This window comes from Streptomyces sp. NPDC104096 (assembly GCF_055584385.1).
In genome coordinates this window covers 74693-101424 of the sequence record NZ_JBVJMD010000012.1, presented here as the reverse complement: position 1 = coordinate 101424, position 26732 = coordinate 74693, and the positions used below count along the sequence as shown (strand labels likewise).

The 26732-nt window shown below is 69.4% G+C and carries 23 protein-coding genes and 3 pseudogenes; 18 read left to right on the top strand and 8 right to left on the bottom strand.

Annotated features, from left to right (window positions below; translation table 11 throughout):
* Positions 1 to 21 precede the first annotated feature (21 nt).
* The 4 genes and pseudogenes from ACZ60B_RS15785 (at position 22) to ACZ60B_RS15770 (ending at position 6784) form a co-directional block, all read left to right on the top strand.
* Positions 22 to 4194: a carboxypeptidase regulatory-like domain-containing protein gene (locus tag ACZ60B_RS15785; RefSeq protein ID WP_469387214.1), complete on the top strand. Its 4173-nt coding sequence runs from the start codon at positions 22 to 24 to the stop codon at positions 4192 to 4194.
* Between the two features lie 221 nt (positions 4195 to 4415).
* Positions 4416 to 5628 (top strand): annotated as a pseudogene (locus tag ACZ60B_RS15780) (ATP-binding SpoIIE family protein phosphatase); the annotation flags it as partial.
* Between the two features lie 10 nt (positions 5629 to 5638).
* Positions 5639 to 6182: pseudogene (locus ACZ60B_RS15775) on the top strand (DUF4097 family beta strand repeat-containing protein); the annotation flags it as partial.
* Positions 6183 to 6406: 224 nt separating this feature from the next.
* On the top strand, positions 6407 to 6784 hold the full coding sequence (locus ACZ60B_RS15770) for a nuclear transport factor 2 family protein (protein WP_469387212.1): 378 nt from the start codon (positions 6407 to 6409) through the stop codon (positions 6782 to 6784).
* A gap of 345 nt (positions 6785 to 7129) precedes the next feature.
* Here ACZ60B_RS15770 and ACZ60B_RS15765 read toward each other — a convergent pair whose 3' ends face one another.
* Positions 7130 to 7870, bottom strand: coding sequence for a DUF3152 domain-containing protein (locus ACZ60B_RS15765; RefSeq protein WP_469387339.1), 741 nt, complete (start codon positions 7868 to 7870; stop codon positions 7130 to 7132).
* A gap of 328 nt (positions 7871 to 8198) precedes the next feature.
* Between ACZ60B_RS15765 and ACZ60B_RS15760 the strand changes: the two genes are divergently transcribed.
* Genes ACZ60B_RS15760 through ACZ60B_RS15750 form a run of 3 tightly spaced genes read left to right on the top strand, consistent with a single transcriptional unit; the run spans position 8199 to position 11031 of the window.
* Complete coding sequence (locus ACZ60B_RS15760; RefSeq protein ID WP_469387210.1) at positions 8199 to 8888, top strand: response regulator; 690 nt, start codon at positions 8199 to 8201, stop codon at positions 8886 to 8888.
* Positions 8889 to 8926: 38 nt separating this feature from the next.
* Complete coding sequence (locus ACZ60B_RS15755) at positions 8927 to 10480, top strand: ATP-binding protein (protein WP_469387208.1); 1554 nt, start codon at positions 8927 to 8929, stop codon at positions 10478 to 10480.
* 11 nt (positions 10481 to 10491) lie between these two features.
* On the top strand, positions 10492 to 11031 hold the full coding sequence (locus tag ACZ60B_RS15750) for a hypothetical protein (protein ID WP_469387206.1): 540 nt from the start codon (positions 10492 to 10494) through the stop codon (positions 11029 to 11031).
* 439 nt (positions 11032 to 11470) lie between these two features.
* Here the strand turns inward: ACZ60B_RS15750 and ACZ60B_RS15745 are convergent, their stop codons facing one another.
* Positions 11471 to 11947 (bottom strand): MarR family winged helix-turn-helix transcriptional regulator, encoded by a 477-nt coding sequence (locus ACZ60B_RS15745; RefSeq protein ID WP_469387204.1) that lies wholly within the window; start codon positions 11945 to 11947, stop codon positions 11471 to 11473.
* A 144-nt stretch (positions 11948 to 12091) separates the two neighbouring features.
* Between ACZ60B_RS15745 and ACZ60B_RS15740 the strand changes: the two are divergent.
* A pseudogene (locus tag ACZ60B_RS15740) lies at positions 12092 to 12436 on the top strand (transposase family protein); the annotation flags it as partial.
* Positions 12437 to 12735: 299 nt separating this feature from the next.
* On the opposite strand, the gene ACZ60B_RS15735 reads toward ACZ60B_RS15740, so the two are convergent.
* The 3 genes from ACZ60B_RS15735 to ACZ60B_RS15725 all read right to left on the bottom strand — a co-directional run bounded on the left by ACZ60B_RS15735 (position 12736) and on the right by ACZ60B_RS15725 (position 14700).
* Positions 12736 to 13149, bottom strand: a complete 414-nt coding sequence (locus ACZ60B_RS15735) for a hypothetical protein (protein ID WP_469387202.1) — start codon at positions 13147 to 13149, stop codon at positions 12736 to 12738.
* A gap of 467 nt (positions 13150 to 13616) precedes the next feature.
* Positions 13617 to 13748, bottom strand: a complete 132-nt coding sequence (locus ACZ60B_RS15730; RefSeq protein ID WP_469387201.1) for a hypothetical protein — start codon at positions 13746 to 13748, stop codon at positions 13617 to 13619.
* 226 nt (positions 13749 to 13974) lie between these two features.
* Positions 13975 to 14700 carry a nuclear transport factor 2 family protein gene (locus ACZ60B_RS15725; RefSeq protein ID WP_469387199.1) on the bottom strand — a complete coding sequence of 242 codons (726 nt, stop codon included), beginning with the start codon at positions 14698 to 14700 and terminating at the stop codon, positions 13975 to 13977.
* A gap of 284 nt (positions 14701 to 14984) precedes the next feature.
* On the opposite strand from ACZ60B_RS15725, the gene ACZ60B_RS15720 reads away from it, so the two are divergent.
* The gene (locus ACZ60B_RS15720; RefSeq protein WP_469387197.1) at positions 14985 to 15629 is read left to right on the top strand and encodes a TetR/AcrR family transcriptional regulator; all 645 of its coding nucleotides are present in this window, start codon (positions 14985 to 14987) and stop codon (positions 15627 to 15629) included.
* Here the strand turns inward: ACZ60B_RS15720 and ACZ60B_RS15715 are convergent.
* The 3 genes from ACZ60B_RS15715 to ACZ60B_RS15705 all read right to left on the bottom strand — a co-directional run bounded on the left by ACZ60B_RS15715 (position 15621) and on the right by ACZ60B_RS15705 (position 16915).
* The gene (locus ACZ60B_RS15715; RefSeq protein ID WP_469387195.1) at positions 15621 to 15776 is read right to left on the bottom strand and encodes a hypothetical protein; all 156 of its coding nucleotides are present in this window, start codon (positions 15774 to 15776) and stop codon (positions 15621 to 15623) included. The genes ACZ60B_RS15720 and ACZ60B_RS15715 overlap by 9 nt on opposite strands.
* Positions 15777 to 15986: 210 nt before the next feature.
* A complete protein-coding gene (locus tag ACZ60B_RS15710; protein WP_469387193.1) occupies positions 15987 to 16181 on the bottom strand; it encodes an NAD(P)H-dependent oxidoreductase in 195 nt (64 codons plus the stop codon).
* Positions 16182 to 16453: 272 nt separating this feature from the next.
* Positions 16454 to 16915, bottom strand: a complete 462-nt coding sequence (locus ACZ60B_RS15705) for a carboxymuconolactone decarboxylase family protein (protein ID WP_469387191.1) — start codon at positions 16913 to 16915, stop codon at positions 16454 to 16456.
* A gap of 675 nt (positions 16916 to 17590) precedes the next feature.
* Between ACZ60B_RS15705 and ACZ60B_RS15700 the strand changes: the two genes are divergently transcribed.
* The 9 genes from ACZ60B_RS15700 to tatC all read left to right on the top strand — a co-directional run bounded on the left by ACZ60B_RS15700 (position 17591) and on the right by tatC (position 26587).
* A complete protein-coding gene (locus ACZ60B_RS15700) occupies positions 17591 to 19045 on the top strand; it encodes an RNB domain-containing ribonuclease (RefSeq protein ID WP_469387189.1) in 1455 nt (484 codons plus the stop codon).
* A gap of 30 nt (positions 19046 to 19075) precedes the next feature.
* Positions 19076 to 19216, top strand: a complete 141-nt coding sequence (locus ACZ60B_RS15695; RefSeq protein WP_469387187.1) for a hypothetical protein — start codon at positions 19076 to 19078, stop codon at positions 19214 to 19216.
* 505 nt (positions 19217 to 19721) lie between these two features.
* Complete coding sequence (gene sigJ / locus ACZ60B_RS15690; protein ID WP_469387186.1) at positions 19722 to 20603, top strand: RNA polymerase sigma factor SigJ; 882 nt, start codon at positions 19722 to 19724, stop codon at positions 20601 to 20603.
* 543 nt (positions 20604 to 21146) lie between these two features.
* Entirely contained in the window at positions 21147 to 22118 is a 972-nt protein-coding gene (locus ACZ60B_RS15685; protein WP_469387183.1) for a sigma-70 family RNA polymerase sigma factor family protein, read from the top strand.
* Positions 22119 to 22867: 749 nt separating this feature from the next.
* Positions 22868 to 23290 carry an organic hydroperoxide resistance protein gene (locus tag ACZ60B_RS15680; protein ID WP_469387181.1) on the top strand — a complete coding sequence of 141 codons (423 nt, stop codon included), beginning with the start codon at positions 22868 to 22870 and terminating at the stop codon, positions 23288 to 23290.
* A gap of 610 nt (positions 23291 to 23900) precedes the next feature.
* Positions 23901 to 24725 (top strand): alpha/beta fold hydrolase, encoded by an 825-nt coding sequence (locus ACZ60B_RS15675; protein WP_469387179.1) that lies wholly within the window; start codon positions 23901 to 23903, stop codon positions 24723 to 24725.
* A gap of 240 nt (positions 24726 to 24965) precedes the next feature.
* Positions 24966 to 25349 (top strand): twin-arginine translocase TatA/TatE family subunit, encoded by a 384-nt coding sequence (locus ACZ60B_RS15670; protein ID WP_469387177.1) that lies wholly within the window; start codon positions 24966 to 24968, stop codon positions 25347 to 25349.
* 114 nt (positions 25350 to 25463) lie between these two features.
* Positions 25464 to 25733, top strand: coding sequence for a Sec-independent protein translocase subunit TatA (gene tatA, locus ACZ60B_RS15665; RefSeq protein WP_469387175.1), 270 nt, complete (start codon positions 25464 to 25466; stop codon positions 25731 to 25733).
* 98 nt (positions 25734 to 25831) lie between these two features.
* Positions 25832 to 26587, top strand: coding sequence for a twin-arginine translocase subunit TatC (tatC, locus tag ACZ60B_RS15660; RefSeq protein WP_469387173.1), 756 nt, complete (start codon positions 25832 to 25834; stop codon positions 26585 to 26587).
* Positions 26588 to 26732: the final 145 nt, after the last annotated feature.

Here is a 26732-nt window from a genome sequence, read left to right as displayed (position 1 = left end):
CGCCTGAAAGGTCGACCGTCCATGACCAGACATGGGCGCCTACGCGCTCCTGTTTCGTTCCTCATAGCCGCCTGCCTGGGCCTGCTCACCGCGGCACAGGCTCCCGCCGTCGCCGCAGATGCGGCGCCCGGGCCCCGCAACCCCCAACCCACTGCCGCCGTCCCGGCCCAGGTGGCACGGCAGGCACAGAAGGACGCCGCCGCGACACGCCAGGGCGACAAGCCCTCGCCGGCGAAAATCGCCGGCCTCATCCACCACTACGCACCCGCCGGCTGCAACACCCCCACGCCGGAGAAACACACCGCGAGCTGCCAGGCGCTGGTGCGCACGACATCCGACCAGCGCGTCATGGCCGATGCGGCCGGGCCGCCGTCCACTGCCCTGACCCCCGCGGACATCCGGTCCGCCTACCACCTGCCGGCCACCGGTCAGGGCCAGACCGTCGCGATCGTGGACGCCTACGGCTACGCCGACGCAGAGGCCGACCTCAGCACCTACCGCGAACAGTTCGGGCTGCCCGCCTGCACCACGGACAACGGCTGCTTCCGCAAGGTCGACCAGCGAGGCGGCACCAACTACCCGAAGGACGACGCCGGGTGGTCGCTGGAGACCGCTCTCGACGTCGACGCGGTCTCATCGGCCTGCCCTGCCTGCCACATTCTGCTGGTCCAGGCCGACAGCGCGAACGCCGACGACCTGGGCACCGCCGTCAACACCGCGGTCGGACTCGGCGCCAAGTTCGTGTCCAACTCCTACGGCCTGGCGGACGCGAACGCCTCCGACCTCAGCGGAGCGGACTACGACCACCCCGGTGTGGTGATCACCGCATCCTCCGGCGACACCGGCAACGAAGTCATCTGGCCCTCCTCCGACCCGAACGTCGTCGCCACCGGCGGCACACTGCTGACCCGCGCCCCCGCCACCGCCCGCGGCTGGACGGAGAGCGCCTGGTCCGGCGCCGGCAGCGGCTGCTCCACCTTCGAACCGCAGCCGGACTACCAGAGCGGATCGGCGACGAACTGCCCGCGCAGAGCCACCGCCGACATCTCCGCGGTCGCCGACCCGCAAAGCGGCCTGGCGGTGTACAACTCGCTCAACGACGGCTGGCTCCAGGTGGGCGGCACCAGCCTCTCCTCGCCGCTGATCGCCGCGATGTACGCACTGGCGGGAACCCCCGCCCCGGACACCTACCCGGTGACCTACCCCTACGCCCACCAGACCAAGGGCCTGAACGACATCACCGAAGGCACCAACGGCATCTGCGGCGACGTGTTGTGCGAAGCCGGAGCCGGCTGGGACGGGCCCACCGGACTCGGCACACCGGACGGCATCTCCGCCCTCGTCCCGGCTCCGTCCGGGGTCGTGAACGGCCGCATCACCAACCAGGCGACCGGTGCGCCGCTCGCCGGGGCGACCCTCACGCTGACGGACAAGGCCGACCAGTTCCTCTCTCACGCCAAGACGGACAAGGCAGGCGCCTACCGCGTCACCGTCCCAGCCGGCACCTACGACGTGGCGGCGTCGCTCTACGGCTACGGGACCACCACCCGCAGCGGCATCACCGTGAGTGCCGGGCGCACCGCCACCGCGGACATCGCGCTGACGCAGACACCGCACCACACGGTGACGGGCACGGTGACCGACGCATCCGGGCACGGCTGGCCGCTCTACGCCAAGATCACCATCGACGGCTACCCGAACGGACCGCTGTACACCGACCCCAAGACCGGCGCCTACGCGGTGGACCTGCCCGAGCAGGCCGACTACACGATGCACCTCACGCCGCTCTACCCCGGATACAAGCCGTCCGACTCCACGATCAAGATGAGCACGGGCGACGTACAGCACCCCATCTCCGCAGCCGCGGACCTCCAGCGGTGCACCGCGCCCGGATACGCCTACTCCGCACACGCCGACTTCGAAGGCTGGACCACGCAGCCGAAGTACGGCTGGACCGTCACCAACAAGGACCCCTCCGCAAACGGCTGGCAGTTCGACGGGTCGTGGAACCTCATCGGCGACGCAGGCTTCGCCGTGGCCAACCCCTACGGCACCGGCGGCGCGCCGCAGGACACCACCCTGATCTCGCCGCCGTTCGACCTGACCGACCGCAAGAGCGCCGACCTGCGGTTCAACGCGCTGTCCCTGCTGCCGGCGGGGTCCGAGGCGGACGTGTCCGTCACCACCGACGGCGGCACGACCTGGACGCGGGTATACCAAGGCGAGGACGGCTTCTTCGGACACGTCGAAGTCCCGCTCACCAAGGCCCTGGGCCACCGCAACGTCCAGGTCCGCTTCCACTTCAGCGGCGACGGCCAGTCGATCTTCGAGGTCTCCGCCGTCTCGGTCGGCCAGTGCCGAACCCTCGGCGGCGGCCTGATCCAGGGCCATGTCAGCGACGCCAACACCCACCAGCCCATCAACGGCGCCACCGTCACGGACACCTCCGCCCCCGCCACCGACCGGTATGCCACCACGCTCAGCACCGCCACCCCGAACGCCCCCCACCTGCCGGACGGCTTCTACTGGCTGTACAGCTCGAAAGCCGGAAAGAACACCCTCACCACGACCGCCCCGCGGTACGTGACGACCAAGGCGACCACCACCGCCTCCGACACGGTGCACACCTACCACCCCGCCCTGCAGGCCGGACAGCTGAAGATCACACCCGGCACGGTGTCACTGAACACCGCGCTGGGCGGCAAGGCCGGCCGGGACATCACACTCACCAACACCGGACACGCCCCGCTCACACTCACCGTGGCCGAGCAGAGCGCCACCGCGCCCCGAAGCGCGACGAAGCCGGCCGCGACAGACAGGGCATGGCAGACACTGCCCGACCACCCCGAGCCGGTCAGAGGCGCCGTCGTCGGCTCCTACCGCGGCACGACGTACGCGGTCGGCGGAATGGACAAAATGTGGGGAGGACGCGCCCTCGACCACGGCTACGCGTACGCACCGGCAGCCCGGTCCTGGACGCGGATCGCCGACCTGCCGCAGGCGCGCAACTCCGCCATGGGCGCGTTCGTCAACGGCACCCTGTACGTGGCCGGCGGCTTCGGCTACGACGCGAACGGGGCCATCGGATGGACCTCCACCACCTACGCCTACCACCCCGACAGCGACACCTGGTCGCGGGCGGCGGACCTCCCGCAGTCACTGGCCGACGCCGCCGTCGCGGTACTCGACGGCAAGCTGTACGTGATAGGAGGAGTCACGGCCGACGGGGCCTCGAGCGCGACCGTCTACCGCTACGACCCACTTCGTAACACCTGGAGCCGGAGCGCCGACTACCCGGTCGCCGCGTCCGCCGTCGGATGCGGCGGGACCGTCGGCGCGATCGTGTGCGCAGGCGGCGTGAACGAGTCCCACGGACTCACCACCGTCCTGGCGAACACATACATCTACCACCCGAAGACCGACACCTGGACGCGCACCACCGACATGCCGCACACCCAGGTCCGCGGGACGTACAGCTCCGCCAACGGCCAACTCCAGATCGCCGGAGGCGTGGACTACCCGTCGTCCGACATGGTGGACGTGACCCGCCGCGCCATGCAGTACGACCCGGTGGCCGGTGTCTGGACCGACCTGCCCGACGCACCTGAAGCGGTCTCCGACGCCGGGCGCGGCACCGGCTGCGGGCTGTCCCAGATCGGCGGGACGACCGATGCGTTCGGGATGTCCACCACCACCGGCGCAGCGACGCTGACCGGGTTCGACCAGTGCGGCGGCGACGACGTCGGCTGGCTGTCGCAGAACAGGACGACCGTGACACTGAAGCCCGGCCACTCCACCCGGATCCGGGTCACCGCCGACGCCAAGACCCTCACCGCACCGGGCCACTACGCGGCCACCCTGTCCATGATCACCGACACGCCGTACGTCTACCAGCCCCTCCCGGTCACCCTCAAGGCGACCGCCCCCGCCTCCTGGACGGAACTCACCGGCAAGGTCACCGACGCGGCCACCGGCAAATCCCTCCCCGGAGCGACCCTCTCCCTGACGCACGCGAACAAGCACCTCATCACGGTCACGACCGACAGCCACGGCACATACGACGCCTGGTGGAAGGCGAACGCACCGACCGTCACCGTCACCGCCACCGACGACAACCACAGCAAGCGCAGCAAGGAGGTGAGCATCAAGCGCGGCAGCCCGACGAAGGCCGACTTCGCCCTGCCCAGCAGCTGACCGACACCCCGGCGCTCCGAACATCGCCGTACCCACACACCGCCACACATGGGACGCCCCCGGCGCCGGAGACCTCCGGCGCCGGGGGCGTCCCCGCACATGACGTCCCAGAAGGGGGTGCCGGCCGGCTTCTGGGGATCACGGATCCACGGACCTGGGCAACCCCGGACTGGGGCTCGGACATCATTCCGCATGCTCTCCATGCGGTCGTCACAGTCCCGGCCCTGGAACGCGCCCGGCTTCACGATGCTGAACACCTCCGGGCTCGTGGCCTCCAAAAAGGGCTGCTCCCATGTACTCTCCCCGCTTTGCCCGCCCTCACCGCTGCGGCCCGCTACGTCCCCGCCGGCGAAGCCGCGGACGTCGGCGGGGACTGGTACGACGTCCTGCCCCCTGTCGTCCGGACGCGTCGCCCTGGTGATCGGCGACGTCATGGGCCATGGTCTCTCCGAAGCGGCAGCCATGGGCGGACTGCGAACCGCAGTCCACACGCTCGCCGACCTGGAACTGTCCCCGGACGATCTCCTGGCCCACTTGAACGACCTCGTCGCCGAACTCGGGGAAGACTTCTATGCCACCTGCCTGTACGCGGTCTACGACCCCACCGACGCCAGCTGCACCTTCGCCGCAGCCGGCCACCCCCCACCAGCGGTGGCCGATCCACAGGGCATGGTGCGCTTCCTGGACCTGGAGCCGAACTCCCCACTGGGAGTCGCCGATCCCCCCTTCGAAACCACCCGACTGCACGTCCCGGACGGCAGTCTCCTGGTGTTCTACACCGACGGGCTTGCCTGGACCGCCACAAGGACCATCGACCGAGGCATGGCCCTTCTCACCCGCACCCTCGGTGAGACGCTGAAGAAGCCCGACGCGGACGGTGATATCGCTGCCTCGGCCAACCTCGAGCAGCCCAGGCACGGCGTCCGTCCTGCGCCGGATGCGCTGCTGGAACGGCTGTGTGACGCCCTGACCACGAGCCTGCTGCCGACGCTGTCGAACACATGCGACGCCGCCGCCCTTCTCATTGCCCGTCTTCACTCCCTGGACGCCACTGACATGGCCAGCTGGACCCTGCCGGAAGAACCACGTGCTGCAGGCCAGGTTCGTGCACTGATCCGCGAACAACTGGCCCGCTGGGATCTCGACGCCCTGGTGACGACCACCGAACTCATCGTCAGCGAACTGGTCACCAACGCCGTCCGCTACGCAAGGGGCCCTATTCGCCTCCGCCTGCTGCGCAGCGATTTCCTTGTGTGCGAGGTAGCTGACGGCAGCCTCACCACGCCTCACGTCCGCCGAGCCACTGACACCGACGAGGGCGGGCGCGGCCTTCAGCTGGTGAATGCCCTGGCTCACCGCTGGGGTGCCCGCTACGAGACCTCCGAGAAGTACGTCTGGACCGAACAGCAACTGCCCGAAGCGATGCTGATGTAGCAGAGCAGACAGGCGTGTTCACGGGGCGCTCCGTGTACGGATCACCCACGCCGACGGCGTCCTGCGCATCGAGGTCCCGCAGGCGAAGAACCGGCTCCTCGGCAACACCGGTTCCGTTGAGGTGACCGTCCAGCTGCCCGACGGCTCCCACCTAGAGGCGAAGTCGGCTGCCGCGGAACTGCGCGGTGTGGGACGCCTCGGTGACGTCGTCTTCGAGGGCGCGCACGGACCGGTCGAGCTCGACGAGGCGGCAAGCGTCCGTCTCACCGGCCTGGATGCCACCGTCGCGGTGGGCCGTCTGAACGGTCCCGGCGAGATCAGCACCCTCAAGGGCGACCTGACCGTCACCGAGGCCGCAGGCCGCAGGCCGCACGCTCACGCTGAGCACGCAGCAGGGCGACATCACCGTCGGCGCCGCCCGCGACGTCTCGGCCGCCCTGGACGCCGGCGCCGCCCACGGCCGGATCCGCAACACGTTGAAGAACACCGGCACCACTGGCCTGGCCGTCAAGGCGACCACCGCCCACGGCGACATCACCGCCCACAGCCTGTAACCCCGCAGTCTGTCGGCCCACGCCGTCACGGCAGCCCGACATGCCCCCTGCGACACCTCACTGCCCGATGTGGGGGAGAACCTGCTCCCGCCGGACTGCTGGCGCATCCCCGCTGCCGTGCGACAGGCCGCCGGACCCGTAACGGTCGCCAGGTCGGCGAGATGCTGGGATTCTTCGAGCCGAACGGCCGTTGGGGGCCTGGGGCGGGCCGACATAATGCGCCCATGGATCATGTGATGGCGCGAGTGTTCGTCGATTCCTGGGTGACGGCGTGGAACGCGCACGATGTGGATGCTGTGTTGGCCCATTTCGCGGACGGGGTGACGTTCCGGTCGCCGGTGGCCGCGCAGTTGCTCGGCGGTGACGGAGTGATCCGCGGCAAGGACGCGCTGCGCGCCTACTGGCAGGAGGGGCTGCGGCGGATCCCCGACCTGCGGTTCGAGGTGGTGGCCAGTTACGTGGGCGTGGACTGCCTGGTCATCAACTACCGTAACCAGAAGGGTGGTCTGGTCAACGAGGTGCTGGTCTTCGACGGTCAGCTCGTCGCTGAGGGATACGGCACCTACCTCGGCCAGGACGCCAACCCGGCCGGAGCCCGCTGAGTTTGTTCTGGACCACCGGACTCGGACAGCTTCCTGGACATGATCGCCCGGATGGGCATGCGCGGGACGGATGGGCTTGGGTGAGACGGGAGGGCGGCCTTCGGCTGGCCTTGAGCTCCGGCCAGGGGCAGAGCCGACCAGAGGGAAGACCGTGGGGGTGGGTCTGCGTACCGTCGCTCGAAGTCGAGCAACGGTTTTTCCGGCGAGTCCCTTGACGGGCCTTTCCCGTGGCAGCGCCCCAGTCCGCCGTGTGTGTTGCGCTGCTGCCCGTGACGAGCCCAGATGATGGCCAGGCTGTAACAGCCGGTTCGGGGCCCGGCGGGGCCGACGGGTGTCACAGTCCGTTCACCGTACGGGTGGCCCGGTGACGAAGTGGCCGTTCTCGTCGTAGGGCCAGGCGTTGGCGGTGCATCCGTGCAGGCCCTTGATCTGCTGCATCATCACAGGGGCCGGTTGGCCGGGGCCTGCGCAGGTCCTGTGCGTGTAGCCCAGGAAGTGCCCCATCTCGTGGTTGATGATCAGCGCCCGGTAGTCATGGATCGGCCCGTCGAAGGTGGGCGAGCCCTTGACCCAGCGCTTGAGGTTCACCACGACCCCGCCGGGGACCTCGCAGTTGTATTCGCCCTGGGTGTTCTGCTGGATGCCTGCCCAGCACAGGGCGTCCGCCGTCCCCGGAGTCGCGATCGTCACCGTGAGGTCGTGGGGTTGACCCGCGCTGACCAACTGGAAGGAGTGGGCAGGGTTGCGGGTCCAGCCCTGGGGAGCGGCGAGTATGCCGGCGATCTCGTTCGCCGACTGGCCCGGCGAGATGCCGAGGCCGGTCTCGACCTTCACCACGTACCTCAGGGGACGCGGACCGTGGCCGACCCTCGCACCGTCGGCCTGCGCGGTGACGAACGTGCCCGCGCCCGTCGAAGGGACGTCGATCTCCGTCGGGGTCGGGGTCGGGGTCGGGGTCGGAGCCGGGGCGGAGGTGGGGGTCGGAGGGGCGGGTGCCGGGTTCTTCGGGTGCGGCGCACGGCCCGATGTGTCGTCCCGCCCGCTGTCCAGGAGGAATGCGGCGCAGCCGAGCAGGCCCGTGGCCATGAGCGTGCCGACCAGATACGCGCGCCCTCGCCGGGGCGGGCGGATGCGGCGGTGCGAGGAGCGGCGGCGGGCACCGCGGGGGGAGGCCACGGTGCTGTCAGCGGTCGATGGGTGTTCCCGGTGTCGTGCCGATTGCATGGCAGATCAGGCTGGTCATTTCAGATGATCGCCATGAGCTCGGACGATCACGGAACGATAACGAGCGATGGGTGGTGGCTTCATGGGGCTGTCCGCCCGGCGAGACGCCGATGTGACCCTTGTGTAACAGCTCCCGCGAGGGGCTCCTTCGCAGGTCAGGGACGCCATGCGAGCTGCTTACACTGGCGAGATGCCTCGAGTCCTTATTGTCGAAGACGACCCGGATGTCCGTGCGGCCGTCGAGTTGGGACTGCGACACCAGGGACATGACGTCGTCGCCGCAGAAACGGGTGAAGAGGGATTGCAGCAGCTCCACCCCTTCCGCCCGGACGTCGTCGTACTCGACCTCATGCTGCCCGGCATGTCCGGCCTCGACGTATGCCGACGGATCCGGGAACGCGACCAGGTCCCGATCATCATGGTGACCGCCAAGGGTGATGACATCGATGTCGTCGTGGGGCTGGAGGCCGGAGCGGACGACTACGTGGTCAAGCCCGTGCGGGCCCGCGTGCTCGACGCGCGCATACGGGCCGTAATGCGCCGGCACGACGCCTCGGTCTCCGACACCGTCCGCCCCAGGGCGGAATCGCACGGCGATCTGGCCATCGACCGCGCCGGACTCGTCGTGACACACCATGGCCGACCCGTCGCGCTCGCCCCCTCCGAGCTTCGGCTGCTGCTGACCCTGTCGGCCTCGCCCGGCCAGGTCTTCAGCCGTCAGCAACTGCTGCAAGCAGTCTGGGAGCACAGCTACTACGGAGACATACGGCTCGTGGACGCCTGCGTGAAACGACTGCGCGGCAAGCTCGGCGAACTGGGCGGAGGTCCCCGATACATCCAGACCGTGCGCGGCTTCGGCTACCGCTTCGGCTCCCCGTGAGCGGCCGGGAATCCGTACGGGCACGCAAGCGCGTACGGATGAGCAAGGCCGTCGCCGCCGGGATCCGCCCCCGGCTGACGAGGCTGCGTCGGACAGTCCTCGCCAAGGTCCCGCTGCCGCTGCGCGGCCTGCGTTCCCGCCTGGTGGTGGCCTTCATCCTGGTCGCCGCGGTCAGTGCCCTGAGCACCGGGGCCGTCGCCTTCCGGGAGGCCCGCACGGGAGTGCTGCAACAGAGCCAGGACTCCGTTATTCGGCAGTTCCGGACCAGCGTCGACGCCGTGGTGGCCGACATCCTCCCGGTACCCGACCAGAGCCACCTGCAGAAGGCCGTGAACCATGTGCTCAACGCCAACCAGTCACCAGGGCGGCAGGTGCTGGCCACGCACGGCAGCCTGCGCGCCTCTGCGCCGGCTGCCGGCTTCGACAAGATCAGCACGGAACTGCGCCGGTCCGTGGACACCCGACGCGCCGCGGTGTTCCAGCGGGTGGACAGCGGCGGACACCCCTACCTCGTCGTCGGAATGCCGATCACCTACACCGATGGCCAAGGCGGACAAGCCCGGCTCTCGGGCACCGTGATGTACCTGGTGGCGCCGCAGAACACCGAACAGGCCTATGTCGAAGCGATGGTCAGCGCCATCGAGCACGCCACCCTGGTGGCACTCTGCCTCGCCGTCGTGCTGGCGCTGCTGGCCGCAAGAGGCGTACTGCGCCCGGTACGGGCATTGCGCCGCGCAACACGCCGGATGGCCGAGGGACACCTCGACGTCCGGCTGGCCGTCAACGGCTCCGACGAGCTGTCCGACCTCTCGGGATCCTTCAACCACATGGCGACGGCCCTGGAGGACTCGATGGCGGAGCTGCGCCGCCTGGAAGCCCAAGCCCGCCGCTTCGTCGCGGACGTCTCCCACGAACTGCGCACCCCGCTGGCCGCGATGTCCGCAGTCACCGACGTACTGGACGCGCACGCGCCGCACCTGAACCGGGACACCGGCGAGGCGCTGCGGCTCATCAGTGAGGGAACCAGCCGGCTGAGCGGGCTGGTGAACGACCTGATGGAGATATCCCGCTTCGACGCGGGCGCGGCCGAACTCAGCCTGGACGACGTCGACCTGGCCGAATGCGTGCAGCGCACCCTCACCACCCGGGGGTGGGAAGACCAGGTCGCAACCCGCCTGCCCCGACCGGGCGCGCTCCGCACGCGCGTGGACCCGCGCAGGTTCGACGTGGTGATCGCCAACCTGGTCGGCAACGCGCTACGGCACGGAGCGCACCCGGTGCGGCTGACCATGGACGTGAGAAAGGAACGGCCGGACGCGGCGTGGGCTGTTATCGAGGTGACCGACCACGGACCCGGCATCGCCGAGGAAGCCATGCCGCACGTCTTCGAACGCTTCTACAAGGCGAGCGTCACGCGGACCAGAAGCGACAGCAGCGGACTGGGCCTGGCCATCACGGCAGAGAACGTCCACCTGCACGGCGGACGCATCAGCGCCGCCAACCGCCCCGGGGGCGGAGCGGTGTTCACCGTCGAACTCCCCCTGCACCCGGGCATCGCAGCCACCGGCGACCTGACCGAGGGTGCCCGGTGAAGGGCTCGCGCGTGACGAAGCTGCTGCTCGGGCTCGCGGCCGCGCTCACGCTGACGGCATGCGGCGTCCCCCCGTCCGGCGTCATCGAGGCCGGCGAACCGGCGAGCGGCATCCTCCCCGGTTCACAGCCCCCGGCGCCGGCCGTCGTCTCGCTCTACTTCCTCGACGACGGCGATCCGAAGGCCTACCCCCGCAGGATCGGCAATCCTGTGGACCTCAGGACCGTGGTGGGCCAGCTGTTCAACGGACCGACGAAAAGCGAGGCCGTGACGGTCACCACCGAGCTGCCCCGCCTGACGGACACACCGGAGGTGACGGCCGGCGGCGGCAACGACGTCTCCATCGCGCTCCCGGCTTACGTGGCTCCGCTCAGCCGTCCGGCCATGCTGCAACTGGTGTGCACGGTGGCTCACACGGGTCGACGTCCCACCCGGCTGCCCGCGGACGCCCACCGGGACGGCGCCCTGGCCTCCACGAGCGTCCAGGTACGCGGAGACGGATGGATGAGGACACAGTCGACCGACTCGTGCCCCGACCCTGCGCAGCCGTAGAACGCCGCGCCGTTCGAGGCGAGGCTTCTGCTGCTCGCGAAGCACCGGGACGGCAGCTTCGGTTCCAGCGGTCGTCGCAACACCCCGGCCGAAGGGGGGGTGATGGACTTCGAGAGGTGCGCGAAGCCGTCAGCCGGAAGTGCGGGGGGCGCCGTCTTCGGCGGTGCAGGTCGCACGATGGCCCCTGAAGCCACCGGGCGGCCCGCGGCAGAAGGCGGCGGGGGAGCGGGCCGTATCGCCGCCTGCCGTACGCCGGGACCAAGGGAGGCGTGTCATACCTGGTGACGCCGTGGCGTGTCGACCGGTGTCGCGGCCTCGATCGGATCCGCAGCCGTCGGAGAAGGCGGAGACTCAGGGCGCCGACGTCGGTCGGCGATGTCGCGTCGCGGGCTGCCGTCGTCCGCACAGGTGACGTCTGGGCGCCGCCAGGGCCCCGAACCTACTCGGCCCAGGGGTCGAAGCCGGTCTGGAGGACGGCTTCGAGGGAGGAGCGCAGGTGGGCCGCCTCATCGGTTCCAAAGCTCTTCTCGAACCGGGATTGCACGGCGCGCCACAGGGGCATCGCGGCCTTCAACCGTGACAGGCCCTCCGGTGTGAGCGTGACGAGCCGTGCGCGACGGTCGCTTGCCGAGGCTTCGATGGTCACCAGGCCCTCGCGCGCGAGCGGCTTGAGGTTCGAGGCCAGCGTCGTGCGATCCATGGCGATCACGTCGGCAAGGCCGGTGATCGTCATCTCGCCGTGAACACTGAGCTTCTGCAGGATGCTGAACTGTGTCCCGCGAAGACCGACCGGAGCCAGGGCCTTGTCGTAGGTCGCGCCGAGGTACCGGGACGCCCTGCGCAGGGCCAGGTTGTTGCACGGGTCGAGGTTGGCCGGGCTCGTAGTCATCGTTTCCTCCAGAGCTTGCGCCTCCATGATACGAGCATGTACTCCTAGATGTGAAGGGCGGGGCGGCCCTCGGTGCCGGCTGTGCGGGTGAGGCTCGCCGGACGCGGGGCGAACATGCGGACACGCCTCCGTGCGCGGGTGATGTCACCCATGCGTGCCCCTCGGTGATCGGACTCCGTCGCCGGCCTGGCCCTCATCGAGGAGGTGGCCGCCGAGCAACCCACGGTCCGCAAGACCTGGGTCGACGGCGGCTGTCGCCAACACCTCTTCGAGCACGCCGTGACCCTCGGCGTCGACATGCGCATCGTCCGCCGCGACCCCGCCACCAGGGGATTTGCCGTCCTGCCGAGACGGTGGACCGTGGGGAGTGCTGGGCCGGCTGATGAACCACCGCCGTCTGTCCCGCGACTGCGAAGCCCACCCCACCGTTCCGAAGCCATGGTCCACCTCGCAATGATCAACCTCATGACCCGCCGCCTCACAGCCGAATCCACCCCGAGCCGACGCGGCACCTGAACCTCGGCGAATCAGGGCATCAAGGGACTGGACGGTGGAACGAAACGCCCTCTCGCGGTGCCCCCCTCCGGGGGCCGGCCGCCACTGCCTCGTGGCGGTGCTCGTCGAGTGTCCTGACGGCCCTGCGTCCGATCCGTCCGCCGCCTCCGACCGCCGTGATCTTCATTTCGGCACCTCCGTGTTCCACGCGCGTGCATCGACCGGTCCGGTGCCGACGCCATTGCCGGTGCCGGCCTTGACCTGTGACCGCGCAGCCTCCGGCCCGGACGGACCCGGCCCCGGGCGCGGGATCATCGTTTTCAGGATTCGTCGGCGAGGAAGTGCTCGGCGAGTGGGGTGCCTGCGAACTTCTCGTGCATCAGACGAGAGAAGAGCAGCAGCGAGCTGCGCGGCCGGTGGAGCACCGCGAGGTTCTGGGCCTGTCCCGCGGCGTTCCGGGTGACCGTGACGACTACCTTCAGGGGTTCGCCCTGGATCGATGACTCGTAGACCTCCAGGAAGCCGTTGTCGCCGAAGTCGTCGGCGTAGCTGAAGTCCTGGAACTCGTACAGTTCCCGGGCCTTGACCACGACGGCGCGCACCGCTTCCGCGCCGCGTGCGGTGCCGTTCATCGCCCCGCCTTCGAGGGTGACGTCGTCGGCCAGGTTGTCCAGCCACCACGGGTAGTAGTTCAGGCCCTGGCGAGCGGCGTCCTCGTTTTCTGCGTTCGGCATGTGATGCGCTCCTTCGAAGGTCCGGCCGCGGGCCGGATCACGGGTGGGCCTGCTCGGCTGCGGACGCTGCCGGCTCATAGATACGAGCATATGCTCCTATTTTGGGGGAGGCAAGTAATGCCCCGTCGAACCTGGACGGGAGCGACCTCGACGGGAGGAGCGCGCCCGTGCCCACCGTGTCGTGCTCTGCAGAGCCGCTCACCGTCCCCGTCGTGCCGAAGCCGGCCAGTGCACGTGGACCGCTCTCGTGCTTCGAATTCGCCGGCGGGCAGGTGTCCAGGTACCGGCGCGCGGCCTGTAGGCCAGGCCGCGCGCCGGTACCTGCCGCGGAGGCGAGCCGCGAGGGGGCTCCACGCACACCGGCCGCAGGCGGGCCCGTAGGTCGGTGAGGAAACCGGTACGTCGAGGATCGCTGCTGCCAACGGGCCGACGAAGTCGAAATGTTCGCAGCCGACCGGATCGGTTCGTCAGTCACGCGCCGCGGCCGACGTGTCCCCGATGCCCGGCTCGATCCGCGCTCCGGTGAAGAGCTCTGCCTCCGCTTCCGCGGTCAGGCCCTGCCGCACTTCATGGCCGGTGGCACGCAACACCTCCGCCACCGTTGCATCCGTCATGGGGCCCGCGGGCGGCAAGTCGATTTCCCCGGAATCGGAAGAGCGACGGCATCTAAGCCGACCGCCAGGCTGCCGCCGCGGTCACGAAACGTACGGGCCGGCGGAAGGAGGGGAAGAGTACGGCCGGAGGCCGGATCGGCGAACAAGAGCAGCGGCTCGACCCAGCGCGCTCTACTCCAGTCCTGCGGACACTTCGGGAAATTTCCTAGCCCTACCGCGTGCCGTCGGTGAAAACATCGCTGTGTGCGCTGAAGATGACGATCTTCTCGATCAGATCTCCATCGAGGTGGAGGACTTCGGATCCCAGCGCCCTCTTGTTCCCCGGGAATCCGAAATCCCAGCTCCAGTGGATGAATTCCTTGTTCTGGATGTGGCTCACGACCCGGCCGCTCAGGGGCGGAGCCTGACGCTGCACGACGCTGATGTAGTCATTGATGACATCTCGGCCCGCGAAGACGTCCTCAGGCTCCATGACCTTGATGTCCTCTGTGTAGATGTGCTCCATCGCCTTCGCCCGCTCGGCCGCATCCTGGATCATCCAGACCTCCAGGTGCTTGGCTATGAGCACCCGGGCGCGGTCCGACCCGCCGGTCAGAGACAGGTGGAGCCGGGAGATCAGCCCGTTCGAGTCCAGGGCGGCGGAGACATGGCCGCTTCCGGAGCACCCGTTTTCCTGCAGGTCCAATCCGGCCTGGCTCCACTTGCCGACGATCGATCCATCGTCCTCAACGGAAGCCGTCCAGTGATGCTTGGACTCCTTCCACTTGGCCGCCTGACCCCGGTGGAAGTCGACGGCCATATCCCGGCCCTGGACCATTTCCCCGCTGTGTATCAGCAGCACGTTCTCCGCAAAGACGTCGCGAAGGCCTTCCAGGGCAGAGTGGCCGTGGTCGGCCGAGTTCACGATCTCGAAGTAGCGATCAAGTGCCGTCGTCATGCTTCAGTGCCTTTCGGGCGGAAAACATCTGGATTTGTGATCGTCGCGGAGGGAGTCGGCTTCTGTGGCCCGTCACCCCTTCGCTTCGCGGTCGGCGCCGCGAAGCGAAGGAGGTGCTGCATGGCGCCTTGGGCGTCTGCCGCCCCGCCACGGGGTGCGCTCGAACTCTCTGGGGAGCCGGGCGGGGTGGTGGAGCAGACCCGGCCCATCCATGGAGGAGACTATATTCATTGAATGCCTCTATCGTCAATAAGGGGCATTATTTCAGGGGGTATGCTGTGCCGATGGCCACCCGGAAGTACAGCTCGCCCCGCCGCGCCGATGCGGCCGCCGCGACGCGGGAGGCCGTCCTGAGCAGTGCGCACGCGCTGTTCCTGGCCCGCGGGTATGCCGAGGTCACCATCGGGCAGATCGCGGAGGCGGCGAAGGTCGCCGTGCCGACCGTGTACAGCAGCGTCGGGAACAAGCCGGGCATCCTCACTGCCCTGCTGGAGCCGGTCCTTGCCGATCCGGCCTTCGCCGACGCCCTCGCCGCCGTCGAGGCCAGCGACGACCCGTGCACCGTGATCCAGCTGACCGCCGAGGGCACCCGGCTCATCCATGAACGCCACTGGGAACTCGTGTACGGGCTCCTCTACCGAAACCCGCCAGGAGAACCCGCCGTCAAAGCGGTCCTGGACCGGGGGGCCGACGACTACATCCAGACCCTGAGCCGTGTCGCCGACCGCCTCGTGGCGCTCGACGCGCTCCGCGCCGACGTTTCTCGCGCGGAGGCCGTCGACATCCTCTGGTTCCACTTCGGTCCGGACGCCTGGATGACACTCGTCGGCGACCGGGCCTGGCCGTTCGACCGCGCCGAAAGCTGGACCGCCCACTCCGCCTGCCGCACGCTGCTGAAGGACCACCACCAGGGACCGTCCTCAAGCTGATCCCGCCCGGATCAGGCGTGAGGCGAGCGAGACCACGGCTTCGTAGGAGGTCGCGGTCTTGTCGTACCCGATGGCGATGCCGCGGTCGTGCTCGAGGACGGCGACACAGTGTTCGACCCCAGCCGCCCACCGGTGTGCGGGATCCACCCGGGCGCTGGTCGCAGCGCACCTCGTCACTGTTCCCCGCCCGGACGGCATCGGACTGCTCCTCATCAGGCCTTGTCGCTGCCGAGCGGGTGGTCCTGCCGCGTCGGCCGGCGGGGGGATGGCCTTTGATGTCGTACCGCGAGGTGGAGACGTCGATGCCCGAGGCCGGGAGGATCGTCTCTCGCGAGACGATCCGGCTGTGGTGCGCCATCACGGGGCCTGCCCGGCGGGTGAGCGCTGCCCCGGCTGGAGACGACCACGACCGGGGGCGGACGGCTGCCCGCCGATGATGCGGCCCGGGACCATCACCTGGTCGATCCAGGCCTTGAACGTACTGGGAATCGAGAGGTTGTGCATCGGGGCGGCGATCAGGACGACGTCGGCCTGTTCGAGTTCGGAAGCCACTGCGGCGCGCGCAGAGGATTCTCGTTGCCGGCAGCAGATACGTCGCCAGTGAGATGGGGGAGCGGTGCGGCAGCCAGATCGCGGTGCCATGGGACGGCGCGATGCGGAGGACCCGCCGGGCCGGATGGAGTTCTCAATGTGCGGCAGCGTGGGCATGCTGTCCGGGCTCTTCGTCGCGCAGGTCGGCGTGGTTCGGGCCGGCGTGCCGGCATCTGGCGTCGACGGAACCGGTGGCCGGCCAGAGCCGGCCGGCCACCGGCCGTGCAGACGCCTCAGTCGCTGTCGACGGTGTACCGGCTGGTGATCGCGACGCGGTTGAACGCGTTCATCAGTGTGGCCAACCAGGCCACGGCAGAGATCTGGTCATCGGTGAGCGCGACGGCGGCCGCCTCGTAGGACGCATTGCTCACATGCCCCTGTGACACCTGGGCAATCGCCTCGGTCAGACGCAGGGCGGCGCGCTCGGTCTCGGAGAAGTAGTCAGTCTCTTCCCAGGCGGGCAGGACGGCGATCCGGTCGGGATTCTCGCCCTTCTTGAGTGCGTCACGGGTGTGCATCTTGAGGCAGAACGCGCAGCCGTTGATCTGAGAGGTACGGACCTTCAGCAGTTCGACCAGGAGAGGGTCAAGGCCCGATGACGCGGTGGCATCCGCCACCGCCACCGACAAGTCGATGAGAGCCTTGTAGCTGGCCGGGTGCTGCTTGCCAATGTTGACGCGCTGATTCGCAGCCATCGTCATTCCTTACAGGTTGCGGGACCACTGGTATTTACGGTGTGCGTCCCTGGCTCCACTTCGGTAACGAGTTCCCTGCGGTAGACCTGCACCGCTGTGCGGGAGGGACTTCGTCGGACTTCCGATGCCAGACCTGCGGGACCCGCTGTCGAACGCATTGCGTTCAGCAGTGGACCGGTTGTCCAGGCACGCGACCGCAGCATGGATAGGAGGCCGTTTCCGGCAGGCCTCTCGACGACACCGCACGGGGTGCGCGGTGGCTGACTGCTGTGGTGGCTCCCCGAAACGACAGGGAAGCTCCTTCGTTGTCCTGCTTCTCGTTCTCGACGGGTAGACGAGGTGGCCCGCTCAAGTGTGACGGGTGAGGTCTCCAGATGAGGGTCGACCGGCTCCGGTCGGCTGTAAGAGCTCCGAGAGCGCGCATGCAGGCCATGGGCTGTCCCGTAATCCCCGGTGGATCAGCGCGCGGCGTCAGATGCGGTGCATCGCAAGGCGGAGGGTCGTCCTCGTACTGGGCGTATTCGGGCGATCCGACAACGCGGCGAGGTGCCGTAGCTGTCGTCGCGCGCCCTCCGGCGATGTCCCCTCCCCGCGTGGCCGCCGTCGCCCCGGTCCCCTTCGCCGCCCGGCCCCGCTCGTCGCGCCGGTTCGTGACCGCCGCCCTACGCTCGGGGCATGCGACGCCGCCCGATGCACATGTCTGCCGAGGCCCAGGACGCTCTGCGCACCGCGCTGGAGGAACTCCGCGCGGAGCTGAAGGTCCCCCTGAGCTTCCCCAAGCGCGTACTCAAAGCGGCCGACAAGGCCGCGGGTGATGCGCGCTTGCCCGACAAGGACGCCACCCACCTGCCGTTCTTCACGATCGATCCGCCGACCTCGAAGGACCTCGACCAGGCCATGCACCTGGAACGGCGGCCCGGTGGCGGCTACCGCGTGTACTACGCCATTGCGGACGTGGCGGCCTTCGTCAGGGCGGGCAGCCCTGTGGACATCGAGGCGCACGACAGGATCGAAACGCTGTACTTCCCCGACCTCAAGGTGCCCCTGCACCCGCCCGTCCTCTCCGAGGGCGCGGCCAGCCTGCTGCCGAACGAGGACCGCCCCGCCCTGTTGTGGCAGCACGACCTCGACGCCCACGGCAATCTGACCGACTCGTCCGTGAGCCGGGCCGTGATCCGAAGTCGGGCCCAGCTCGACTACGCCGGCGCCCAGCAGGCCATCGAGAACGGCACGGCGGAGGAGTCCCTCGCCTTGCTGCGCGAGATCGGCGAGCTACGGGAGGCCGTCGAAATCGCGCGCGGCGGCATCTCGGTGAATCTGCCGGACCAGGAGGTCACCCTCGAGGACGGATCGTTCCGGCTGCGCTACGTGGCGACGCTGCCGGTCGAGGGCTGGAACGAGCAGATCTCCCTCATGACCGGGATGTCCGCGGCCCAGATCATGCTCGACACGGGTACCGGCATCCTGCGGACCCAGAAGGAGCAGGCCGATCAGAACGTGATCAAGCGCCTGCACGACATCGCGAAGGCCCTTGGCATCGCCTGGCGGCCCGGCATCTCGTACGCCACGCTGGTCCGCAAGCTCGATCCCCGGAACCAGCAGCACATGGCCTTCCTCACCGAGGCCACGAGCACGATGCTCAAGGCGGAGTACACCGTCTTCCGCGACAACCAGAAGCCGGCGTACACGATGCACGCAGCGATCGCGGCCCCGTACGCCCATTGCACGGCTCCGCTGCGGCGCCTGGTCGACCGGTACACCGGTGAGCTGTGCGTGATGGCGTGCGCGGACAAGGCCCCGCCGAACTGGGTGCTCGACGCCCTGTCCTGCATCCCGTGCGACACGGCACGGGGGAAGGGCGGCCTGGCGGACCGGCAGACCGTGGACCTGGCCGAGGCCGCGGTGCTCAAGGGCCGCGTGGGCGAGGTGTTCGACGCCGCGGTCATCGACACCGACGCGGAGCGGGGCAGGCCGCGCGAGGGCAAAGTGTTCCTGGCCGACCCCGCCGTGCTGGCCAAGGTCGTCTCGACCAACGGCCTGGATCTCCAGCTCGGATCCAGCATCAGGGCCAGGCTCAAGCAGGCGGACCCCGCCGCGGACGAGGACAAGGTCCTCTTCACCGTGCCCTAAGGGATGTGGCGGCCTTCGGAGTCGACGGCGGTGGCGATGGAACCGCCGGTGCCCTCGGTGATCCGCACCTGCTGGTCGGTATCGAACCGGCCGGTGGAGTTGACCGCGCAGCACCCGCCGGGGCTGCATCGCGGCGCGGACCTGCTCGCCGCCGGCGAGCAGGGCGTGTGACGCACCTGCGGCAGGCAGTGCTGCTCGCGGCAGGCGGTCGGCCGGGGCGGCCGAGTCCGCTGTGGACCGCGCCCGGGCCCGAGGCGTCGCATCACCCGCCGCCGGGTCGCCGCTCGCTGCCGCGCCGGCGGGCCCCCCTTGCGCAATGCGCGCATATACTCCTATCCTGGTTAGGGCTTTGGAGCATCCGATGAGGACACCTGCGCCGAAGGAGCCCGAGGGCGCCTGCGGCAGCCTGGCGGTACAGCAAAACGCCCCGGCATCTCAGCGCGGCCTACAAGCGGGATCGTGCGTCCGATCGGCCTGCGGGTACACAGTTCGGCATCCTGCGGCAGCTCCTCCCCGCGGAGTCATGACAATCACAGTCCTGCCGGCATGACCGCCGGGGCCGCAGGCGGTGGCATCCGACCTCGAACCGCTCGCACGGGAGGGCTGGGGGACCATCGAACGCGTGGCAGTCGACGCGCGCGGATCTGCGGTGACGGATGAAGGAGGTTGCATCTTCATGAGTGAGGCGCGTATGCCCGGGTCGTCCGGGGTGCTCGAGGCCGAGTGGGAGATGCACCGGCCGGCCGTCTTCGGCGTCGCGTACCGGTTGCTCGGAAGCGTGGCCGATGCCGAGGACGTGGCCCAGGACGTATGGCTGCGGGCGGCAGGCGCGGATCTGCGGGACATCGGTGATCTTCGGGCCTGGCTGGTCACGGTAGCCGCGCGACGCTCGTACGACATCCTCAAGTCCGCGCGCGCCCGCAGAGAGACCTATGTGGGGCCGTGGTTGCCGGAACCGTTGCTGACGGGGCCGGATGCGTCGGAGGCGGTACTCGTCGACGAGTCCGTGGGTTCGGCGATGCTCCTGATCATGGAGGAACTGAGCCCTTCTGAGCGGGTGGCCTTCGTCCTCCACGACGTCTTCGGTCTCGAGTTCGGCCGGATCGCCGAGGTGCTGGATGCCTCAGCACCTGCTGCCCGCCAGCTCGCCTCCCGGGCGCGACGGAAGGTGGCCAAGGCGCGGCACTCCGCGCCGCAGGTGCCCCGGGCGGAGCGAGAGCGCGTGGTCGCCGCATTCCGCGCCGCGTACGAGGCCGGGGACCTGGCCGGCCTGGTCCGGCTCCTGCATCCGGAGGCCGTCTACATCACCGATGGTGGCGGCAGGATCGCCGCGGCGCGCAAGCCCATTCACGGCGGTACGCGTATCGCCGAGGTGATGGTGCGGGTGGGACGCCGCTGGAGCCCGGACCGCATCGACATCGTCGAGGTCGGCGGCGAGCCGGCCCTGTCGTTCCGCCGGGAGGGCCGTGTCGACTCCGTCGACACCGTGCAGATCGAGGGCGGCCTGATCACTGCGTACCGCAGGGTCCTCAACCCGGAGAAGATCGCGCACGTCTGAGCTGCCACACCCGTGCGACGCGTCGTCCGAGGCGGAGGCGACCGACGTCAACTTGGCGCACACGCCGCGTGTCTGAGCGCGTGTGCGGCGGCCCCGGTCCGGCGGGATGGGTGAGTCCGGCGTCGACGGCGGCGCGGTCGGGCCCGAGAACAGCTTTGACGGTGAGTTCCCCCCGGGATTGCAGCAGAAAGATCCCTATACGGGGTCCCAGTGGGTTCGCGGATGAGCCAGGTGCCCGCGGCGGTCGGCTCGATCAAGGTTCAGCGCCCTGCGCCGAACCCGGAACGGTCGTCACACCGACGTGGGCCACCTCGTCTCCCTGACGGCAACAAGGGCGGAGCCGACGTGAAGGAGACGTCGCTGTGCCAGGGGCAGGCGCATGGCGGCAGTTCACCTGTTCGCCCCCATGTCCTGTGGTGAAGACCCGCGCGGCAGGCCTGCCGCGCTGACATCCGAGTCGATGGGGCTGCCACGCGGGAGTCACACCAGCGTTGATGTGTGCGACCGCGTTGCCGCGGCGCCGTACGAGAAGGAGGACGCCATATGGGCCGTGCCGGTGACGTGGTGCCGATCGCGGAGCTGCTTGACGAGCGGCGACACCTCCTGGATGTCGCCTGCTCGTGGTTGGGCGGCAGCATTGAGGCGGAGAGCGTCGTTGATGAGGTCTACCGTCGGTGGTACGGACTGCCCGATACGGTGCGCGCACGTATTGCGGAGCCTCGTTCCTGGCTGGTGAAGACCGCCGGTGGTATCTGTCTGGCCCGGCCGGCTCTGTCCGAGCGTGATCAGGAGGTAGGCCCCGATGCGGCGGGTACCCACGGGGCGCGAGCGGGGGTGAAGCATGCCGGCGCCACACCGGAGGAGCGGATCGGTCAGGTTCTGCTGAACGCTCCGGAAGCCCTGTCGCCCGCGGAGCGGGCGGTGTTCGTGCTCGAAGATGTCTTCGGGGCGGTGCCCCGTCCGGTCACCGGCATCGCGAGCGGTACGGAGCCGGAGCGCATTGAACTCGCCGGTCACGAGCGTCGCCGGGTTCGGGCGCGGCGGTCTCGTCCCACGAGGCCGGATGAGCACGACGCGGTCGCCCGTGCTGTTTGGGAGGCTTGTGCGGTGCAGGACGCCGGACTGCTGGAGTCCTTGCTGCGCTCCGATGCCGCGGCGTTCTTCGACGGCGGCGGCAAGGTCCGAGCGTTGGTCGGACCGGTGCGCGGCAGCAAGCAGGTCGCGCGCAGCCTGCTGACACTGCTGGCCCGAGATCCGCACACCACGCTGACCCCCCAGTCCGTCAACGGCCGGACCGGCCTCGTGGTGCGCTACGACCACCAGGTGGCCGCGGTCATCAGCCTCGACATCACCGATCACCGCGTGGTGCAGGTCTCGGCCGTACTCAACCCGGACAAACTGCGTCACTGGAATCGACCCGCTGACCGCGCCGTGCTCCTCGACAGCCCCGGGCCGACACCGACAACGAACCCTTTCGGCGCTGGCGCCCCAGGCGGGACCCGCCTTCGCGGCTGACGTGGGGTGGCTCGGGCTGCAGCGTACGTGGCGGACGGTGTGTCGGCCATCGAGGGGCCGTCCCGCGATCGACGGGGTGGCGCAGCCGGGTGTGGGCCTTGTCCGGCGGCTCATGGACAACCGGGCCTGCCCGACCGGTGCGTCAGGACCTGGCGGTTCTTCAGGAGTCGAACCCGGCGCGCAGTCCAGGCAGGTGCCGCCGTCGGAGACCGGGTGGTGCAGTCGGCACCTGCGACGGACAAGGAGAGGCCGGGGGGCTCTGCCGGACGGCGGTATCACGTATCGCGCAGCGCATCCCGGTCGAGGAGCTCTGCGTCGATCCGGCCGGTGGTCTGGCTCGCGGGCCGCCCGAGGTCTCGAATGCCCGGACTGGCCCCTTTCGCAAGAGCGAGCACATGCTCGTCATCGTGATGGGGGCAGGCCGGCCGATGCGGCCGAGCGGCCTCCTGTAGGGGGGCGATGGCTCGACGACCGCCAGGCGCTGCGCGGAGACCGGCCGGGCCGGGCCTTTGCCGTTCGTCGCGCCAGGCAGGTGAGGGTGGATGTGTCCCAGGTCGCCTTGCCGTGACACATATATGCGCATATGCTCCTATGTGTCGGCGGGCACCCCCCGTCACCGCTCCTGCCGGTGGCAATGGCCTTGTGGCCGGCCGACACCCCGGGTGCGTGGCGCGAAGCGGCCCGCCCGTCAGGAAGGTCTCGCGATGTGCGCGACCCATAACGTTCCGATTCCGGAAGAGGATTCTGCAATGCCGAACAGCTACACCGCAGTTGTCAACGTCACCGGCGAGGGCCGCAACGGGGGTCGCGCCATGTCCGACGACGGCCTGCTGGAGACCACCTTGTCCCTGCCCAAGGAGCTCGGTGGGGCCGGCACCGCCACCAACCCCGAGCAGCTCTTCGCCGCCGGCTGGGCCGCCTGCTTTCTCGGTGCCGTTCGTCGTGCCGCCGCGGACCGCAAGGTCAAGCTGACCAGCACCGAGATCAACGCCGAGATCACCCTGAAGCACGACAACGGCGAATACTCCCTCGCCGCCGTCCTCAAGCTTGAAATCGGCGGCGTGGACCAGGACCAGGCCACCGAGCTCGCCGACGCGGCCCACCAGCTCTGCCCCTACTCGAAGGCCGTCCGCGGCAACATCCCCGTCACCATCGACGCCACTGCCGTCTGACCCGGCCGGGAACCGGCCGACCGCTGCCTCGGCCGCCCGGGTGGGAGTCTGCGCCGGGTGCATGCGGCGGCTCTCGGCTCTCGTACCTGTTGGAGTCGGCGTCGGCCAGAGGTCGCGCAGCGCGGTTCTCCAGCCGCCGGCACGCCGGTGACCCGCACCGCTGTCCGGGCTGCGACCGGCCCGGAGAGCGGCCGGAGCCGCTCGGTCCTTGGCCAAAGGCCGTCCGGGTGGGTGCCTGGAGCCGAGCGCACATGCTTCTGAATGTCGGGTCTTCGGGGCTGTGCTCCGTGCTCGAGGTTCATTGTGAAAGGAAATTTTCATGACCATGTCTTCCATGGAGCCGCCGGCTCGGGAGGGTTCCGGCTCGCAGTCGGTGTCGCGCGCTGCCCGGCAGGGGTTCTCGCGGCGGGTGTTCGTCGGTGGTGCGGCGGCTTCGGCTGCTGCCGTTGCCGGTGTCTCGCTGGTCGGCGGGGCGACGCCGGCGGTTGCGTCCGCCTGGAGGCGGCGGCCGGAGGGTTTCGGTTCGGTCGGCACGGCTCCGGGGCTTCCTGCGGGGTTCGGGCGGACGTTCTCGAGTCGGTTCGTCCGGGCTGGCGGGCTGCGTCAGCACGTGGTGATCGGGGGCGACGGTCCGCCGCTGCTGCTGGTGCACGGCTGGCCGCAGAACTGGTACGCGTGGCGGATGCTGATGCCGGCTCTGGCGCGGGACTACACCGTCATCGCCGTCGATCAGCGGGGGATCGGGCTGACCGACAAGCCCGGGGAGGGGTACGACACCCGTACCCTCGCCGGCGACCTGGTCGCGCTGATGGACGCGCTCGGCCACGAGCGGTTCGCCGTGGCCGGCCACGACACCGGAATGATCATCAGTTACGCGCTGGCCGCGGACCACCCGGACCGGGTCGACCGCGTGGCCCTCGCCGAGGTTCCCGGGCCTCCGGGAGCGGGCGTCTCGCCGCCCTTGTTCATCGACGAGGCGAACAATAACAGGCTCTGGCACATCCCGTTCAACCGGGTCGACCACGAGCTGACCGAGCAGCTCGTCAGGGGCCGGGAAGAGATCTTCTTCGGCTACGAGTTCGACATCCAGGGCGGGAAGCGGCAGCCCGAGTATGTGCGGGAGTACTACTTCCGTCTCTACTCCGACCCCGAAACCCTGCGGGGCAGCTTCGGGTTCTACCGTGCCTGGGACGCCACAGTCGCACAGAACGTGAAGCGGTCGCAGCAGAAGCTGACGATGCCCGTCCTGGCGATCGGCGGCGCGGAGAGCTGGGGCGGAGCGGTGGGGAATGCGATGAAGCCCATCGCGCAGGACGTGCGGAGCGTGGTCGTCCCCGGCGCCGGCCACTGGGTCGCCGAGCAGGCTCCCCGGGAGATGCTGGCGGCGCTGACCGGGTTCCTGGCCCCGTACCGGGCTTCCGCCGCACGTCGCTGAGCCCGACCAGGAGCCCTCGACCGCGGCTGTCCCGCCCGCCGGATGCCCCGGCGGGCGGGACCCCGGTGAACACCGCACACGGCGTCATTGCACCCGGAGGGGCAGCCGAGACAGCCCGCACGCCGCGGTGCGGCCGGCTTCCCCTGCGGGCGGCCGCTGGGGCCGGACGTCGGACGTGACACGCTCCGCCGCCCGCCCAGGAGCGCCGTGCTCCCCGCCCAACCCAGTCCGGAGTCAAGGATGTTGTTCGACATCGGTCCGCTGGAAGTCGCCACACTGATGGTGCTGGCCGTCGTCCTCGTCGGGCCCGACAAGCTCCCCAAGATGGTGTCCGACATCGCGCGTACGCTGCGCAAGGTCCGGGAGCTCTCCCGGAGCGCCCAGGCGAGCATTCGAAGTGAACTCCCGCCCGAACTGGCGGACCTGGCACTCGAGGACCTCAACCCCATGACCCTTGTGGCCAGGAACCTGCTCGGTGCCGAGGACCTGAACCCGGCCGAACCTGCTGCCGACGCCGACTTCCAAGGCGAGCCGGTCGGCAGTGCCCCGGCCCGGACCTCGAAGAACACCGGAAAGCCTGTCCGGGCCGACCCGATCTCCACAGCCGCCGAGCACCGGCCCTGAGGGAACCACCGCATACCGGTCGACCCGGCATGCCGGCTTCCGCATCCGCGGGCAGTCGGACAACCACACGGGAGCGCCGCTCCCGCGCATCAGCCCCTGCGAAAGGAAACACTTATGTTCGGCAGGCTCGGAGCACCCGAGATCCTCCTCACCCTCGTCGTCCTCCTGCTCCTCTTCGGCGCCAAGCGCCTCCCCGACATGGCGCGTTCCTTCGGGCAGTCGCTGCGGATCCTCAAGAGCGAGACCAAGGCGATGCGAGGGGACGACGAGGACCGGCCCCACACCGGCGGGCACTTTGCAGCTCCCGCTCCTCAGCCCGTGTCCGATGGCCCTCATGCGGCCCCGAAGACGGCCGAGGAACCGGAAATCCCGTACCGGCGCTGAAGCGCCACATCCACGGACACACACATGTGCGGCCGGCGCCGCACATGAAGGGAGCGGGACCGCCCATGCCCACTCACACTCTGCACGAACCTGCGCGCATGCCCCTCGCGGAACATCTTCGAGAACTGCGAAACCGTCTGATCAAGGCGGTCGGGGCGATCCTGCTCGTCACGGTCGTCGCATCCCTCTTCTACAAGCAACTCATCGCATTCCTCATCGACCCCCTGCCCGGCTGCGCCCCCGGCCGACTGGCCGAGGCCCCCGACGGGGAGCGCTGCGGCCTGATCGCCCTCAACGGCCTGCTCTCGCCCTTCACCCTCGCCCTGAAGGTGGCGATCACCGCAGGAGTCGTCACCGCGAGCCCGGTCTGGCTGTACCAGCTGTGGGCCTTCCTCGTGCCGGGGCTGCACCGCAACGAGAGGAAGTACACCCTGGCCTTCCTCGGAGCCGGTATCCCTCTGTTCCTGGCCGGCGCCGCCGTGGCGTACTGGAGCCTGCCCACCACGACACGGGTGCTGATCTCCTTCACTCCCGACACGGCCACCAACGTGCTGCCCGTCGACGACTTCCTCGACCTGGCCACCCGCATGGTCGTCGTCTTCGGCCTCTCCTTCGAACTCCCCGTCCTCCTCGTCCTGCTCAATCTCGGCGGCGTCATCACCGCGCGCCGGATGATCGGCTGGTGGCGCGCCATGCTCATGGGCATCGCCGTCTTCGCCGCACTCGCGACCCCCAGCACCGACCCGCTCAGCATGCTGCTGCTCGCCGCCCCGATCAGCCTGCTCTACCTGGGAGCATGCGCGATCGCCTGGGGCAACGACCGCCGCAAGGCGTCTGGAAGCCGTGAGCGTTGAAGGGCAGCCGCCGCGCCGAGGCGGAGGATCTGATGGAGCAGGTACCCGTCCGGGACCGGGCGCCGGTGGGCGGCGAAAGGAGATCGTGCACCTCGCGCAGGAGGTCCCGAACCGGAACTGGACGTGCTGCGTGCGACGTTGGCCG

Bases quoted from the DNA above. Each gene is read 5' to 3' on its own strand.
- ACZ60B_RS15785 (WP_469387214.1), top strand. From the start codon at position 22: ATGACCAGACATGGGCGCCTACGCGCTCCTGTTTCGTTCCTCATAGCC.
- ACZ60B_RS15770 (WP_469387212.1), top strand. From the start codon at position 6,407: ATGGATCATGTGATGGCGCGAGTGTTCGTCGATTCCTGGGTGACGGCG.
- ACZ60B_RS15765 (WP_469387339.1), bottom strand. From the start codon at position 7,870: ATGGCCACGGGCCTGCTCGGCTGCGCCGCATTCCTCCTGGACAGCGGG.
- ACZ60B_RS15760 (WP_469387210.1), top strand. From the start codon at position 8,199: ATGCCTCGAGTCCTTATTGTCGAAGACGACCCGGATGTCCGTGCGGCC.
- ACZ60B_RS15755 (WP_469387208.1), top strand. From the start codon at position 8,927: ATGAGCAAGGCCGTCGCCGCCGGGATCCGCCCCCGGCTGACGAGGCTG.
- ACZ60B_RS15745 (WP_469387204.1), bottom strand. From the start codon at position 11,947: ATGGAGGCGCAAGCTCTGGAGGAAACGATGACTACGAGCCCGGCCAAC.
- ACZ60B_RS15735 (WP_469387202.1), bottom strand. From the start codon at position 13,149: ATGCCGAACGCAGAAAACGAGGACGCCGCTCGCCAGGGCCTGAACTAC.
- ACZ60B_RS15725 (WP_469387199.1), bottom strand. From the start codon at position 14,700: ATGACGACGGCACTTGATCGCTACTTCGAGATCGTGAACTCGGCCGAC.
- ACZ60B_RS15720 (WP_469387197.1), top strand. From the start codon at position 14,985: ATGGCCACCCGGAAGTACAGCTCGCCCCGCCGCGCCGATGCGGCCGCC.
- ACZ60B_RS15705 (WP_469387191.1), bottom strand. From the start codon at position 16,915: ATGGCTGCGAATCAGCGCGTCAACATTGGCAAGCAGCACCCGGCCAGC.
- ACZ60B_RS15700 (WP_469387189.1), top strand. From the start codon at position 17,591: ATGCGACGCCGCCCGATGCACATGTCTGCCGAGGCCCAGGACGCTCTG.
- sigJ (WP_469387186.1), top strand. From the start codon at position 19,722: ATGAGTGAGGCGCGTATGCCCGGGTCGTCCGGGGTGCTCGAGGCCGAG.
- ACZ60B_RS15685 (WP_469387183.1), top strand. From the start codon at position 21,147: ATGGGCCGTGCCGGTGACGTGGTGCCGATCGCGGAGCTGCTTGACGAG.
- ACZ60B_RS15680 (WP_469387181.1), top strand. From the start codon at position 22,868: ATGCCGAACAGCTACACCGCAGTTGTCAACGTCACCGGCGAGGGCCGC.
- ACZ60B_RS15670 (WP_469387177.1), top strand. From the start codon at position 24,966: ATGTTGTTCGACATCGGTCCGCTGGAAGTCGCCACACTGATGGTGCTG.
- tatA (WP_469387175.1), top strand. From the start codon at position 25,464: ATGTTCGGCAGGCTCGGAGCACCCGAGATCCTCCTCACCCTCGTCGTC.
- tatC (WP_469387173.1), top strand. From the start codon at position 25,832: ATGCCCCTCGCGGAACATCTTCGAGAACTGCGAAACCGTCTGATCAAG.